Source organism: Campylobacter sp. IFREMER_LSEM_CL908 (assembly GCF_025771545.1).
In the GTDB taxonomy this organism is placed as follows: domain Bacteria; phylum Campylobacterota; class Campylobacteria; order Campylobacterales; family Campylobacteraceae; genus Campylobacter_D; species Campylobacter_D lari_D.
In genome coordinates this window covers 42,558-56,600 of record NZ_JAKMQK010000007.1, presented here as the reverse complement: position 1 = coordinate 56,600, position 14,043 = coordinate 42,558, and the positions used below count along the sequence as shown (strand labels likewise).

Genomic DNA, 14,043 nt, shown 5'->3' with positions numbered 1-14,043 from the left:
TAAAAAATTCAATTATTTATTTTTTAAAAAATAAGCAATCTCAAAAAATGAGATTGCTAGAAATCAAAATCATTTAGATTTTCTAAATTTTGAAGCTTTTTGACTAATTCCTCAGCCTTTTCTAAAGAAAGTGCTATGCTAGCATTAGAAAGAAATTTATCTTTTAATTCATCAAAACTTAAAGGATTATCAAAATTTCCTTTATTTATAAACACATCTTTTTTAATTACTCTTCCATCATTTAAAACAGCTTCTAAATGTCCTGGAAAGTATTTAGGGAAACCGCTAGATTTTTTCTTCTCATAGCTAATTTTTTTAGCAAATTCTATTAGTTCAGCTCTATTTAAATTTTCATAAGATTTTAAAGTAATTTTGCCATCAAAAAATGCCAAGGCCATTAAAAAAGGCATGGAAAATTTGGCCGCATAAGCACTTTGTGGAGTGTATTTTGCTTCTATTGGATCACAAATAAATGAAATTGGTACTTCATCTACAAAGCAATGCAAACTTTTGATATCTTGCGCTTTTAAGCCATCGTTCCTTAAACTCATAGCACAATCAATAAGCCCATGTGCAAAATGACAACTTGGATAAGGTTTTAACGAAACTTGCATTACTTGCCAAATTTCATTCAACCCCTTACAAAGTTCATTTTTATCACATTCATCTTCTAAGCCAAAAGTTCTAAAGATATTATCCCTTCCTTCAAATATACTCAAAGGACCGCTCATATTAGCTTTTGCGAAATTTGCTACTAAAATTCCATTTTTCAAAGCATTAGCTATGTGTAAAACTTTAGAATTAGAACCATTGGATAAAAACTCATTTACCCCACTTGCAAAACTTCCTGCTAAACCTAATGCATTAATGATTTGATCTTTGTTTAAATCAAGCAAAACACAACTTGCAGCCACACTACCAAAAATTCCTGCTATAGCTGTAGTATGAAAGCCGCATTTGTGGAAACTTCCTTTGCTTGCTATACCCACTCTAGCAGCAATTTCCCAACCAATAATAAAGGCTTTTAAAACTTTCTTTCCATCTTTATTTACGCTAAATCCATAAGTTAAACAAAGCGGGGTTAAAATAGCACTAGCGTGCAAAATAGCTTCAGTATGAGTATCATCAAAATCAAGGGCATGCGCTGCAATAGCATTTACCATCGCAGTATAAATTACATCAAGCTTTTTATCCCCACTCCAAATTTTTTCACTAGGATTTACGCTTAAAGCTTCAAAAGCCTTAGTTGCATTTAAAACACAAGCTTCATTTTTAGCAGCTAGGGCTGTTCCTAGTGCATCAAGCATAAGCTCTTTTGCTCTTTGTTTTACTTCACTAGGAATAGCTTCATAGTCTAAATTTACGATAAATTCGGCTAGTTTTTCACTTAAATACATTTTTTCCTACTTTAGAATTTGTGCATTAGCGATTTTTTCTAAGAACTCATCAACTAATTTTGGTGCATAACCTACATAAGTTGTAGCATCCATTAAAACATCAATGTCTTTTTCACTTAAAACCTTACTTACACGCTCATCTTCAAGTAAAACAACTTTAAAAGTTTTATGATTTTCTATACCTCTCATAGCATTTTCATAAACAATTTCATGTGCATGTTGCTTACCATAATGATCACTCAAAGCAAACATTACACGTTCTGCTAACACAAAGCCATTAAGCGTATCAAGATTTTTTAACATTTTGTCTTTTTTAACTTCTAAATCATCAAAGACAAATTTCATATTTGCTAATACCACTGAAAGCATTAAAAATGCTTCTGGTAAAAGCTTCCATTCCATTTTCCAAACTTGACCATCTCTTTCATGCTCATGTCTTTCTATATCGCTTAAAATTGCAATATTAGCTCTTAGGGCATTACTTACAGTCACTGCGTTTTCACTTACTGCGGGATTTCTTTTATGAGGCATAGTAGAACTTCCTACTTGACCTTTTCCAAAAGGCTCAGCAATTTCATCGATTTCATTATGAGCTAAGATTAAAAGTTGATGTGCAATTTTGTTAAAGGTTGCGTTGATATTACCTAAAACATAACCAAGCTCAATAAAACGATCTCTTGCTGGTTGCCATGAGATGTCAGGAACCTCTAAACCTAAACTTTCTAAAGTAAGTTTTTCTACTTCATTAGCCTTGTCACTTAAGCTTGCTTTAGTTCCCACTGCACCTACGATTAATCCTACATATAATCTTTTTTCAAGTTCGATAATTCTTTCATAGTGACGATTAAGCTCACTTAGCCAAATTGCAACTTTGTGTCCAAAAGTTATAGGTAAAGCTTGTAAAGCTAAAGTTCTTCCCATCATTGCAGTGTTCTTATGCTCTTTTGCGATTTTTGCTAAATTTTTAGCTATATCTTTTAAATCTTGTTTGATTAAAGCCATTGCTTCTTTAAATTGTAAAACTATGCCTGTGTCAATGATATCTTGTGTTGTTACACCAAAATGCACATATTCGCCAAGACCATTTTCACAAGCTTTTTCCAAACCTCTAACAGTAGGCACTAAAGGGTGTTTAGTCTTTTTAAACTCAGCAAAAATAAAATCCATATCCATAAATTTATAATGAGCCTTTTTAGCTATTTCTATAGCTGCTTCATTAGGGATAATACCAAGTTTTGCTTGAGCTTTTGCCAGGGCAGCTTCTACATCAAGCCATTTTTGAATTCTATTTTCTTCACTAAAAATAGCTCTCATTGCAGAGGTGCTCCAAGAATCTTGAAGCAACCTCATATCAAATACACTCACACCCATGTTTTATCCTTTAAAATTTATTTTTTCAAATGCTTGTTTTAAATCAGCAATCAAATCCTTACTATCTTCAAGACCTATATGAAATCTCACAAAAGGACCTCTAGCGCTCCAATCTGTTGCCGTTCTTGGCGGAGTAGTAACAGTAGCTAAACTCTCATATCCACCCCAACTTGCACCGATTGAAAAATACTCTAAATTATCTACAAACAAAATAGCTTGTTCTTTAGAAATGCCATCTGCAAATTCAATCGTTACCATACCATTAGCACCTTTATGATCGCGCATAAAAACTTCATAGTTTGGATGAGTTTTTAATTTTGGATAAAAAATTGTTTTAACTTCTTTTCTACTTTGTAAAAACTCTACTACCTCATCTGCACTTTTTTCATGAGCCCTCATTCTTACATCTAAAGTTCTCATACCACGAAGCACTAAATAAGCATCATCAGGACTTGTAGTAAATCCTAAAGCTTCTGGTAATTTGTCAAAATTTTTCCATTCTTTTTCATTAATCACTACTATACCCATAGTAACATCTGAATGCCCGCTTAAGTACTTAGTCGCTGCAATTACTGAAATATCCACTCCAAGCTCAAGCGGGTTTAAAAAATACCCACTTGAATAAGTATTATCAATCGCTACTGGTATGTTATGTTTGTGTGCAATTTCACAAAGTTTTGGTAAGTCTATGATTTCATAAAGTATAGAACCTGGACTTTCACAAAGGATTAATTTTGTGTTTGGTTTGATTTTTTCCTCTACATCAGAAGCATCAGCTTTTAAAAAGTCAATTTCTACACCCATTTTAGTTAAAAATAAATCACAAATTGTTCTAACAGGTCCATAAATAGCATCAGTGATTAAAAAATGAGCATCTTTACTAGCATAATTTAAAAGCACCATAGCTAATGCTGCAAGCCCTGTTGGGAAAAGTTGTGCTCTATAACCACCCTCAAGCTCACAAATAAGTTTTTCAAGTTCAAAATTTGTAGCTGTTCCTCTAGCACCATAACTCAAAACACGCTCATTTTTTCTTAGCTCGCGGTATTTTTGCCAAGTAGCATGATCTTTAAAAAGTATGGTTGATGCACGCATTAAGGTTGGATTAACTGATCTTGCTTCAGCGCTTTGATCGCCTCTTCCTAGGTGGATTAATTTAGTTTTATTATTCATTTTAAGTCCTTTTTTACAAATAAACATAAGTCATAATCACATTAACAATAGCAGCTACAAGCATAGGAATAGCTGTTCTTTTTACAACTTGTAATGGATTTACTTTAGCCATAGCTGAAATTGCCAAAATAGCTGGTGCAATAGGTGAAACACATCTACCAAAACCTGTCATGATTTGGATAGGTGCTATCATAGTTATAGTTTCAACTCCAAAAGATTTTGCTATATTTGGAATGAGTGGTGCAAAAGAAAAAAATGCTGCATTTCCTGAACCCATTAAAAATGCGCACACAGCAAGTAAAATAGAAACTGCTATGATGATAGCAAGCACTCCAAAACCTGCATCTTTTGCAAAGTCTATTAAAGTATCTACAAAACCAACCGATAAAAGGCCACTTGCAAAAACTTGGCCACAAACGATCAAAGAAACTGTGATTACAAACAAATGGCCCATACCTTTGAAAAATACCATGATAGAATTTAAAGTATCAATTAAACTTTTATAACGAATGATTTCAAAAATAATTGCTATAAAAGTTGAAATCATCATAGCAACTGGCACATTCATTCTAATTGCAGTAGATGAAGCTGCTTTAACTTCTTCCATGGTAGTAAATCCCATTAACACCATAATGCTATCTAAAACACTACTAAAGCCCAAAATTAACACTAAAGGTATAATAGGTAAAATCGCATAAATTCTAGGTGGCTTTTTAAGCTCTTCACTTTTGCCATCATGTTCTGCTAATTCTTTTTCAACATCATCACGGTTAAATGCGAAATTTTCTTTTTTATCAAAATATTTTGAGCAAAAATAAATCGCAATACCCACTGCTATGATAATAGGCACAGTTGTAGGAAGCTGATAATGCACAAAATATACCGCAGGATCAATTTCAGCTGTTTTTGCAGCTAAAATTACATTACCACTTCCTGGGCCATGGTCAATGTATTGACAAATAGCAATAATCGAAAGCGCAGAAAGCTTAGAAACACCTGAGCGCACTAAAATAGGGTACATTGTAACCATAAGCAAAAGTGCTAAACCTGCATGTGAAGGTATAAAAAGCACTAAAAACTGGATCACAAAATATGAAACCAACAATAAAACATAAGGTGATTTCACAGCTTTTAAAGGTCTTTCAAATACTTTAAATAAAGCATAACTTGCACCTACATGATCCATATAAGCAGAAAATCCTGCTATACACATTAAAGTAAGTCCAAGACCTGCTAGAGTACTTGACATTTTAGTATTTACTACTTGGAAAATATCAAAAAGACCTAAATGTAAAGATTGTTTTTCACTAATGATAGGAGAAAGTCCAAAAATTCCTGCTAAAGCTAACAAGAATAAACCACTTAAAAGCAACGCCATGTGGGCGTTGATTTTTTTATAGAGCATAAAAACAAGTAAAAATACAGAACATCCTGCAAAAAATAAACCCAACATGCTCTATCCTTTATGAGCAATAACCTCTATCTCCACTTTTGCTCCTTTAGGAAGATCTTTTACCGCAAAAGCACTTCTTGCAGGATATGGAGCTGCGAAAAATTCAGAATAAACCTCATTGAAAGCCAAAAAATCATCAATATTTGCTAAAAAGCAAGTCGTTTTAACTACATTATTAAAATAAAGATTATTTTCTTCTAATATAGCCTTGATATTTAACAATGATTGTCTTGTTTGTTCTTTTACATCTTCACTTTCTATGTTTCCACTTTGTGGATTAATAGGAAGTTGTCCTGAAATAAATAACAAACCATTAGCTTCTCTATAAGCTGAATATGGTCCTATAGCCTTTGGATAATTTGCCATGTATACTCCTTGTGTTTAAATGAAATCATAATATAATATTATCATCATAATAATAAATTGTCAATATTTTTTTATCATAATAATAATTTTTTTTATTGTTGTAAATATTAACAACTTTGATGAAAATATTTTGTAAAATAACAAAAAACAACAAAAAGGTCTAGATCATGGATGAACAACAAAAAGAATTATTTATCAAACTCACTCAATTTTTAGGGCAAGTTCTTGGAGATCAGTATGAAATAGTTTTTCATGTGATTTCACCTGAGGGTTCATATATAGCAGCCATTGCAAATAATCATATTAGCGGAAGGACAATCAATTCTCCATTAACCTCTTTTGCGAGTGAGCTTGTACAAGAAAAAGAGTATTTAAACAAAGATTTTTTATGTGATTACAAAGCAAAGGTTGGAAAGTCTAAGATCGTTACTGGATCAACCTTTTTTATAAAAAACCAAAATAAAATTGTAGGAATTTTATGTATAAATCACGACACCACAGAACTTAGAAATGCTATTAGTAAAATCATAGAACTAGAAAAAATTAATGATTTTAGTGATTTATTAGATATTCACAATCAAAACAATGTAAATTTACACAATGTGAGTAATATAGAAACACTTAGTCATTCTATAGAAGATATTCTAGCTGAAAACATAGACTTAAAATATTTAAATTCAGGATATAGCTTAAGCACTGAACAAAAAGATGAGATTATTAAAAAGCTTCATTCAAAGGGAATTTTTAATATAAAAGGAAGTATACCTATAGTTGCTAAGTCACTTAATATATCAGAACCTAGCGTCTATAGATATTTGCAAAAATTTAAAAATAGCCTTTAATAGCTAAAAAACTATTTGCGATATAAAATAAGCACTCACAACAGCACCAATGATTAAAGAAAAACCCGGTCTTAAATAAGAGTGATTGATCACAAATTTTCCTATTTTTGTTGTGCCTGTTCTATCAAAAGCCACACAAGCTATTTGATTAGCTCCTGGAACTATAAAATCTCCACTCACACAAGGATAAAGCACGATAAGAATTTGAGGAGGAATTCCCAAACTCACACCCAAGGGCATCAAAGCAGCTACTGTTGCAGCTGGAGAAAAAATCACCATAGAAAAGGCAAATAAAGCCACGCCAAATAAATATGGATAATCTTCTACAATATGTGATAAAGAATTACTAAATAAAGGCTTGTAAGCTTCAAAAAATGTCCCTGTCATCCAAGCTATACCAAAAACCCCTACAACGCCTATAAGTCCTGATTTAAATACAGAAGCTTCACCAAGTTTATTAGCAGGAACTTTAGCAAAAAGCATAATTAAACAAGCTGTTGCAAGCATGATCATTTGAATTAAATTTGGGGTAGAAAGTCTTTCTATTTTACCATTTGCAAGCTCATAGTGAGGTAACAAATTTGTAAAAGTCCCAAAGAAAATAATGGTTAAAATCCCCAAAGCAAATATTAATAAAGCTCTTTTTACTTTAGGATCTGTTTCTTGTTTATCTTCTTGTTTATCTTGAGTTAAAAACTGATATTCCCCTGCTCTTACTCTTCTTTGAAATTCCTCATCTTGCTCAAGCTCTTTTCCTCTTTTAAAAACGCTCAAACAAGCACATATAACACCAATTAAAAATGCTGGCATTACCACAGCTAATATTTGAACAAGTCCTACACCACTAATGGCTAAAATGGCTACCATACCTGCAGTGGCTGCACTCATAGGAGAAGCTACCACTGCAATACCTGCTGCTATAACTGAAACTGAAAGTGGTCTTTCAGGACGAATTTTAGCTTGAGCAGCTACTTCAGCAATCACTGGATAAATAGAAAAAGCTACATAAGTAGTACCACAAAATATTGTAAATGTGGATGTGATTAATGGGCCCATAAAAACAATAGCTTGAGGTTTTTTCTTTAATGCTTTTTCAGCTATTTTTACTAGCAAATCAAGCCCGCCTGCGCTTTGCAAAACACTCACGCAAGTAATCACAGCAAGTATAATAAACACAACACTCACAGGAAGTGAAGCTGGTTGCATACCAAAAACTAACACCAAAATACACATACCAAGCCCACCTGCAACCCCAAGTCCTATACCACCATATCTACCACCTATGGCTATCATAGAAAAAATAATAAAAAGTTGAAGTATAAAAATAATATCCATCTAATCTTCGCCCTTATTGTTTATTTTTTACATTTATCCAACAATTCCTTTGCATGTTCAATTTGCTCTAATACAACTTTAGTTCCTGTACCACCATAAGAAAGTCTTGCGTCTATACAAGTTTCTAAAGTAATTGCTTCATAAATATCTTCTTGGATATTTTCATTAAATTGATGGAATTCTTCCATGCTAAGCTCTTCAAGCATTTTTCCGTGTTTAATACAATAATTCACAGCTGAACCTACTATACTATGAGCTTCTCTAAATGGTATATTTTTTCTTACTAAATAATCAGCCATATCTGTGGCATTTGAAAATCCTTTTGCAGCTGCTGCTCTTGTATTATTAGCATTTACTTGCATTTTTTCTATCATAGGAGTTATAATTTTTAAACTTGCCATTAAAGTATCCATAGAATCATAAACTTGAGCCTTATCTTCACTCATATCAGTATTATAAGCTAATGGAATACCTTTCATAATAGTTAGCATTGCCATAACATTACCATACATTCTACCTGTCTTACCACGCATTTTTTCAGCTACATCAGGATTTTTCTTTTGAGGCATTATGCTTGAACCGGTACAAAAATCATCACTTAATTCTATAAATTTAAAATCTTGACTTGAAAAAAGTATAAGCTCTTCACAAAAACGACTAAGGTGCATGAAACACATTGCAGCAATAGCAGTAAATTCAACCATGTGATCTCTATCACTTACACTATCAATGCTATTTTCTGTTGGTTTAGTAAAGCCTAGTTCTTTGGCACAAAAATGTCTGTCTATATTAAATGTAGTTCCGCCAAGTGCAGCTGCTCCCAAAGGACACTCATTCATTCTTTTATATAAATCCTCAAAACGAGAATAATCCCTACTTAACATCCAAAAATACGCCATAATCCAATGTGAAAAAAGCACTGGCTGGCCCGTTTGCAAATGCGTATAACCTGGCATAATAGCTTTGATATTTTTTTGAGCTTGATGGACGATTTCTTCTTGCAAAGTAGTAATTTGAGTTAATACTTCTTTAATAACTGCTCTCATATGAATTTTTGAATCAAGAGTAGTTTGGTCATTTCTACTTCTTGCGGTGTGAAGTTTTCCACCTACTGGACCTACGATTTGTGTCATTCTTTTTTCTACAGCCATATGAATATCCTCATCAGCTATATCAAACACAAAAGTACCATTTTGAATTTCTTCTCTAACTTGTTCTAAGCCCTTAATGATAGTCTTTGCTTCATCGTCTTTTATAATACCTTGTTTTGCAAGCATGGTGCAGTGAATTATACTACCTTGTATATCAAAAGGAGCAAGTCTTGGCTCAACTGGTAGTGAAGCAGTATATTCTTCAACTAATTTATTTGTAGGTAAATCAAAACGCCCACCCCATAATTTTTCTGTTTTGTTAGACATTTGTTATCCTTTCATTAAAAAATTAGGGGTAATTTTATTTGAATTTATTTTAATTTAGCTTAAATTTTTTATTTCTATAATAAAAAATTTTAAAAATTTATAATTTAATAATAGAATTTTTTGATAATTTTAAATAAATAAAATATATTTTTAATATATTATAAATTTTTAACTATTTTTTGAAAATTTTTAATACACTAAAAGCTATTTTTTTAAGAAAACTTTTTTTAGAATGCCTTGTTAAAAACTCTACTATATCTCTATGCCCAAACATCAACGCAAAAGTAAAAGGTGTCATACCAAGACCATTGTTTTCATCAATATTTGCTCCATGTTCTACCAAAAGCTTACACATAGGTAAATATCCTTTAAAACACACCCCTGCTAATGGAGTTTGTCCTCTATCATTTTTCTCATCTACCCTAGCATTATTTTCTAGTAAAAACTTAGCACATTCATAAGCATTATGATAACTTGCAAGCATTAAAAGACTATCGCCTTTATGATTTTTTAAATTCACACTCAAACCCGCTTCTATCATAATCTTTAAATTTTGTAAATCATTTTGTCTTGCGTAATCAAAAGCCATAGTGCAAAGCTCTTGAATTCTTTTTTCTTCTTCATTACTAAACATATTTTTCCTTTATAATCTTTAGTTTGCCACTTTTAAAGTGGCAAGTAAAAATTACATTTTCAAAGCTTTTTTAACGCCATTTGCATATTCACTTGAAATTTTTTCAAAATGACTTAATGCTCTAGCAATAATTTTTTTATCAACCCCACTCATAGAAGCAGCGATATTTTTAAATAATTGCTCTTTTTGATCTTGATTCATTATATCAAACAAGGCTCTTGGTTGGGTGTAAAAATCATTATCAAGTGGAGTATATCTTTGTGCATTACCTTCAAGTGCTAAGTCAGGCTCTAGGTAATTTTTATCTTCTTTTGGACTATCATCATAACTATTTGGTTCATAATAAGCAAGACCATTTTTATAAGTGTCAAAATTCATAGCACCTGCTACATTATAAGTATTTACTTCACTTTTTGCACGATTAACTGGTAATAAATGATAATTTGTCCCTATGCGGTATCTGTGTGCGTCAGGATAAGAAAAAATTCTAGCTTGCAGCATTTTATCAGGACTAAAACTAATACCAGGAACAATATTGCTTGGACTAAATGCAGCTTGTTCTACTTCATTAAAGTAATTTTGTACATTTTTATTAAGTACTAATTCGCCTACTTCAATTAAAGGCACAATACTATGTGGCCAAACTTTAGTTAAATCAAAAGGATTAAAACCTAATTTTTCTGCTTCATCTTCTTTTAAAACTTGAATTTGGAAAGTCCATTTTGGAAAATCTCCTTTTTCAATAGCTTCATATAAATCTCTTTGATGACTTTCTCTATCATTTGCTATTAAATTTGCCGCTTCTTCGTTGGTTAAATTTTTAATACCCTGCTTTGTTTTAAAATGAAATTTCACCCAAAATCTTTCGTTTTTATCATTAATCAAACTATAAGTGTGACTTCCAAAACCATGCATATGACGATAGCTTGCAGGAATACCTCTATCACTCATTAAAATAGTAACTTGATGTAAGCTTTCAGGACAAAGACTCCAAAAATCCCATGCAGCATTATTGCTTCTTAAATGAGTTCTTGGATCTCTTTTTTGAGTGTGGATAAAATCAGGAAATTTATATGCATCTCTGATAAAAAATGTCGGAGTATTATTACCTACTAAATCCCAATTTCCTTCTTTAGTATAAAATTTAATAGCAAAACCTCTTACATCTCTTTCTGCATCAGCTGCACCTGCTTCGCCTGCAACGGTTGAAAATCTTATAAATAAAGGTGTATTTTCTCCAAGCTGTAAAACTTTTGCCTTGGTGTACTGAGAAATATCTTTAGTGATTTTAAGCTCCCCATAAGCACCGCTCCCTTTTGCATGAACAGTTCTTTCTGGAATTCTTTCTCTATTTTGATGGGCAAGTTTTTCTAACAAAATATAATCTTGCATTAAAAGTGGACCCTTAGCACCTGCGCTTAATGAATTTTGATTATCGGCTATGATATTTCCGAAATCATTGGTTAGTTTTTTCATCTTTTCTCCTTTTTATAAATAATAATTTTTATTATTTGATAAATTATATCCCTATATTATTAAAATAAAATTAAACAATAAAAATTATTATTTTTGAAAAAATAATCTTTTTTTAAGCATAATTATTTTTATTTTGTATTAAAATTGTTGAAAAATAAGAATAAGTGCTCTTATTTTAAATATTTTTACTACAAAATTAATAAAACAAGGAGAGTTTAATGGATAAAGAAACAAGAACTTACTATATTAAATTAGTGAAATTTCTTGCTGATGCTTTGGGAAGAAATTATGAAATAGTTTTGCATGATGTAAGTGAAGATGGTACTAATATAGCAGAAATAGCTAATAATCATATTAGCAAAAGAACTATAAATTCACCTCTAACAGGCTTTGCTATTGAAATGATTAAAAACAAAATCTATTTAGAGCGTGATTATATAACACATTATAAAACTTCAGCTAAAAGCTCACAAGTAATGTCAGGCTCTACTTTTTTTATTAAAAAAGATGAAAAACTTGAAGGTTTGCTTTGTATTAATCATGATACTTCAGCATTTAAAAAAATCTCTGATGAAATTTTAAATCTTGGAAATATTTATGATAATTCTTATGAAAGTCCTGAACAAGAAAATAAAGAATACATAAAACTTGATTTAGAAGAAATCGTTGAAGATATTACGGGGATAGATATTGAAAGTTTTAAAAATAAAAGTTTAAAACCAAAGGAAAAACAAAAAATGATAGCTAGCTTATATGAAAAAGGCGTATTTAATGTAAAAGGTGTTATTCCTAAAGTTGCGGAGCTTTTAAATATTTCAGAACCTAGTGTTTATAGACATTTACAAAAGATTAAATAATCATAATTTAAAAAAAATATAATTTTTGATACAATAACATTTTAAAATTTTATAAAAGGAAAAATATGGCTGATGATATGATGGATGAACAAGGTGAATCAAAGAAAAAAGGCGGGAATACTTTAGTAATCATTATCGTTGTATTTTTATTTGTATTTTTACTTGTTATTGTAGGAGCAATTGCTTATCTAATGTTTAGTGGTGGCTCTGAAGAAAATCCTACCCCGCAAACCGAAGAAAGCGCACAAGTTGCACAAGCTCCTAAAAAAACAAATGCAGTAGCAGCTAGAGGGAGTGATTATGCAAATATTGGCGTGATGTATCCTTTAGCACCTTTTACGCTAAATTTATTAAGTGATGGTGGATCAAGATATGTAAAATGCACCATTCAACTTGAACAAAATGTTGAAACATTAACTCCTGAACTTGATAAAAAAGTTGCTATTATTAGAGATATTATCATTAGAACTTTAACATCAAAAACCTTTGAAGAAGTAAGCACTACAAAGGGTAAAGAAAGATTAAAAGATGAATTAACCGGCAAGATCAATGAAGTTTTAACTGATGGTTTTATCAAAAATATTTATTTTACCGACTTTGTAGTATCTTAATGATAGGCTGTGACATAGTCGTATGCTCTCGCATAGAAAAAATTTATGAAAGACATAAAACACTTTTCTTGGATAAATTTTTGTCCAAGAAAGAGCAAAGTTATATAAAAAATACCAACACTCTAGCCGGATTTTGGGCTATTAAAGAAGCTGCCTCTAAGGCTTTGGGGGTTGGAATTTCTAAAGAATGTTCTTTTTTTGACATCATCATCTCTAAGGATGATAAAAATGCTCCACACATTAGTTTTTCTCAAAAAGTCATGCAAGAATTCAAAATTAAATCAGCAAGTGTAAGCGTAGCACATGATGGGGGTTTTGCTATAGCAGTAGTAGCTATAGAAACTAAGCAAGGTTAAAACCTTGCTTACATATAAAGCCCGCCATTGACTTTTAAAATCTCTCCTGTGATATAAGAAGAATGATCACTTAATAAAAATGCCACAGCTTGAGCTACTTCACTAGCATCTGCAAAACGCTTTAAAGGGATATTGTTAATATAATTTTGTTTAATCTCATCACTTAAAACTTCAGTCATATCACTTTTTATAAAACCTGGGGTAATGCAGTTATATCTTATATTTCTTGCTGCACCTTCTTTAGCAAAAGATTTTGTTAGAGCTATCATACCGCCTTTACTAGCACTATAATTAGTTTGACCTGCATTTCCCATTTCTCCAACTATAGAAGCGATATTTACAACCGCGCCAAAACGCTTTTTACTCATAGTTTTTAATGCCTCTCTACAACCTAAAAAGCTTGAATTTAAATTAGCATTAATCACTGAAGAAAAATCATCCATACTCATTCTAAGCGCTAATTTATCATTAGTAATACCTGCATTATTAACTAAATAACTAAGCTCACCATCACTTTCTACTATAGTTGCAATAGCGCTTGTAAATTCTTCTTCAACACTTGCATCAAATTTAATCACAGCCGCACAACCACCACTTTTTTCTATCTCTTCTTTTAGTGCATCAGCAAGTTCAGGCTTACTTCTATAATTAATCCAAACTTTTAAGCCATAACTTGCTAATTCTTTGGCTATTGCTGCACCTATACCTTTACTTGCACCTGTTATTAAAACATTTTTTCCACTAAATTTCATTG

General features: G+C 31.5%; 14 protein-coding genes. 4 read left to right on the top strand and 10 right to left on the bottom strand.

Translation table 11 applies throughout. The features are described from left to right. Positions 1 to 56: 56 nt before the first annotated feature. From L8U04_RS04010 to L8U04_RS03990, 5 genes are read right to left on the bottom strand one after another with little or no spacing between them, the layout of a single operon-like run. Positions 57 to 1,397, bottom strand: coding sequence for an MmgE/PrpD family protein (locus L8U04_RS04010; RefSeq protein ID WP_263664796.1), 1,341 nt, complete (start codon positions 1,395 to 1,397; stop codon positions 57 to 59). Positions 1,398 to 1,403: 6 nt separating this feature from the next. Beyond that, positions 1,404 to 2,768 carry an adenylosuccinate lyase gene (gene purB, locus L8U04_RS04005; RefSeq protein WP_263659419.1) on the bottom strand — a complete coding sequence of 455 codons (1,365 nt, stop codon included), beginning with the start codon at positions 2,766 to 2,768 and terminating at the stop codon, positions 1,404 to 1,406. Positions 2,769 to 2,771: 3 nt separating this feature from the next. Further along, positions 2,772 to 3,941, bottom strand: a complete 1,170-nt coding sequence (locus tag L8U04_RS04000) for a trans-sulfuration enzyme family protein (protein WP_263709499.1) — start codon at positions 3,939 to 3,941, stop codon at positions 2,772 to 2,774. A 13-nt stretch (positions 3,942 to 3,954) separates the two neighbouring features. After that, positions 3,955 to 5,394 (bottom strand): C4-dicarboxylate transporter DcuC, encoded by a 1,440-nt coding sequence (dcuC, locus tag L8U04_RS03995; RefSeq protein ID WP_263659421.1) that lies wholly within the window; start codon positions 5,392 to 5,394, stop codon positions 3,955 to 3,957. A gap of 3 nt (positions 5,395 to 5,397) precedes the next feature. Beyond that, positions 5,398 to 5,760: a Rid family detoxifying hydrolase gene (locus tag L8U04_RS03990; protein ID WP_044598311.1), complete on the bottom strand. Its 363-nt coding sequence runs from the start codon at positions 5,758 to 5,760 to the stop codon at positions 5,398 to 5,400. 167 nt (positions 5,761 to 5,927) lie between these two features. On the opposite strand from L8U04_RS03990, the gene L8U04_RS03985 reads away from it, so the two are divergent. After that, complete coding sequence (locus L8U04_RS03985; RefSeq protein ID WP_133319588.1) at positions 5,928 to 6,602, top strand: transcriptional regulator; 675 nt, start codon at positions 5,928 to 5,930, stop codon at positions 6,600 to 6,602. A 3-nt stretch (positions 6,603 to 6,605) separates the two neighbouring features. Here the strand turns inward: L8U04_RS03985 and L8U04_RS03980 are convergent, their stop codons facing one another. The 4 genes from L8U04_RS03980 to L8U04_RS03965 form a co-directional block, all read right to left on the bottom strand. After that, the gene (locus tag L8U04_RS03980; protein ID WP_263666318.1) at positions 6,606 to 7,937 is read right to left on the bottom strand and encodes an anaerobic C4-dicarboxylate transporter family protein; all 1,332 of its coding nucleotides are present in this window, start codon (positions 7,935 to 7,937) and stop codon (positions 6,606 to 6,608) included. A 20-nt stretch (positions 7,938 to 7,957) separates the two neighbouring features. Next, on the bottom strand, positions 7,958 to 9,355 hold the full coding sequence (gene argH, locus L8U04_RS03975) for an argininosuccinate lyase (RefSeq protein ID WP_263709498.1): 1,398 nt from the start codon (positions 9,353 to 9,355) through the stop codon (positions 7,958 to 7,960). Positions 9,356 to 9,527: 172 nt separating this feature from the next. Continuing rightward, positions 9,528 to 9,989 carry an ankyrin repeat domain-containing protein gene (locus tag L8U04_RS03970; protein ID WP_263664792.1) on the bottom strand — a complete coding sequence of 154 codons (462 nt, stop codon included), beginning with the start codon at positions 9,987 to 9,989 and terminating at the stop codon, positions 9,528 to 9,530. 51 nt (positions 9,990 to 10,040) lie between these two features. Further along, positions 10,041 to 11,465, bottom strand: coding sequence for a catalase (locus tag L8U04_RS03965; protein ID WP_263709497.1), 1,425 nt, complete (start codon positions 11,463 to 11,465; stop codon positions 10,041 to 10,043). 218 nt (positions 11,466 to 11,683) lie between these two features. Here L8U04_RS03965 and L8U04_RS03960 point away from each other — a divergent pair, with 218 nt between their 5' ends. The 3 genes from L8U04_RS03960 to acpS all read left to right on the top strand — a co-directional run bounded on the left by L8U04_RS03960 (position 11,684) and on the right by acpS (position 13,289). Next, positions 11,684 to 12,322, top strand: a complete 639-nt coding sequence (locus L8U04_RS03960) for a transcriptional regulator (RefSeq protein ID WP_220566805.1) — start codon at positions 11,684 to 11,686, stop codon at positions 12,320 to 12,322. Positions 12,323 to 12,387: 65 nt separating this feature from the next. Further along, the gene (gene fliL, locus L8U04_RS03955) at positions 12,388 to 12,933 is read left to right on the top strand and encodes a flagellar basal body-associated protein FliL (protein WP_133319594.1); all 546 of its coding nucleotides are present in this window, start codon (positions 12,388 to 12,390) and stop codon (positions 12,931 to 12,933) included. Next, positions 12,933 to 13,289, top strand: coding sequence for a holo-ACP synthase (acpS, locus tag L8U04_RS03950; protein WP_220566804.1), 357 nt, complete (start codon positions 12,933 to 12,935; stop codon positions 13,287 to 13,289). The genes fliL and acpS overlap by 1 nt, the downstream gene beginning before the upstream one ends. An 8-nt stretch (positions 13,290 to 13,297) precedes the next feature. On the opposite strand, the gene fabG is transcribed toward acpS, so the two are convergent. Then, complete coding sequence (gene fabG / locus L8U04_RS03945) at positions 13,298 to 14,041, bottom strand: 3-oxoacyl-ACP reductase FabG (protein ID WP_220566803.1); 744 nt, start codon at positions 14,039 to 14,041, stop codon at positions 13,298 to 13,300. Between the last annotated feature and the right edge of the window lie 2 nt (positions 14,042 to 14,043).

Bases quoted from the DNA above. Each gene is read 5' to 3' on its own strand.
- L8U04_RS03985 (WP_133319588.1), top strand. From the start codon at position 5,928: ATGGATGAACAACAAAAAGAATTATTTATCAAACTCACTCAATTTTTA.
- acpS (WP_220566804.1), top strand. From the start codon at position 12,933: ATGATAGGCTGTGACATAGTCGTATGCTCTCGCATAGAAAAAATTTAT.
- L8U04_RS04010 (WP_263664796.1), bottom strand. From the start codon at position 1,397: ATGTATTTAAGTGAAAAACTAGCCGAATTTATCGTAAATTTAGACTAT.
- argH (WP_263709498.1), bottom strand. From the start codon at position 9,355: ATGTCTAACAAAACAGAAAAATTATGGGGTGGGCGTTTTGATTTACCT.
- L8U04_RS03965 (WP_263709497.1), bottom strand. From the start codon at position 11,465: ATGAAAAAACTAACCAATGATTTCGGAAATATCATAGCCGATAATCAA.
- L8U04_RS03990 (WP_044598311.1), bottom strand. From the start codon at position 5,760: ATGGCAAATTATCCAAAGGCTATAGGACCATATTCAGCTTATAGAGAA.
- purB (WP_263659419.1), bottom strand. From the start codon at position 2,768: ATGGGTGTGAGTGTATTTGATATGAGGTTGCTTCAAGATTCTTGGAGC.
- L8U04_RS04000 (WP_263709499.1), bottom strand. From the start codon at position 3,941: ATGAATAATAAAACTAAATTAATCCACCTAGGAAGAGGCGATCAAAGC.
- L8U04_RS03980 (WP_263666318.1), bottom strand. From the start codon at position 7,937: ATGGATATTATTTTTATACTTCAACTTTTTATTATTTTTTCTATGATA.
- L8U04_RS03960 (WP_220566805.1), top strand. From the start codon at position 11,684: ATGGATAAAGAAACAAGAACTTACTATATTAAATTAGTGAAATTTCTT.
- L8U04_RS03970 (WP_263664792.1), bottom strand. From the start codon at position 9,989: ATGTTTAGTAATGAAGAAGAAAAAAGAATTCAAGAGCTTTGCACTATG.
- fliL (WP_133319594.1), top strand. From the start codon at position 12,388: ATGGCTGATGATATGATGGATGAACAAGGTGAATCAAAGAAAAAAGGC.
- dcuC (WP_263659421.1), bottom strand. From the start codon at position 5,394: ATGTTGGGTTTATTTTTTGCAGGATGTTCTGTATTTTTACTTGTTTTT.
- fabG (WP_220566803.1), bottom strand. From the start codon at position 14,041: ATGAAATTTAGTGGAAAAAATGTTTTAATAACAGGTGCAAGTAAAGGT.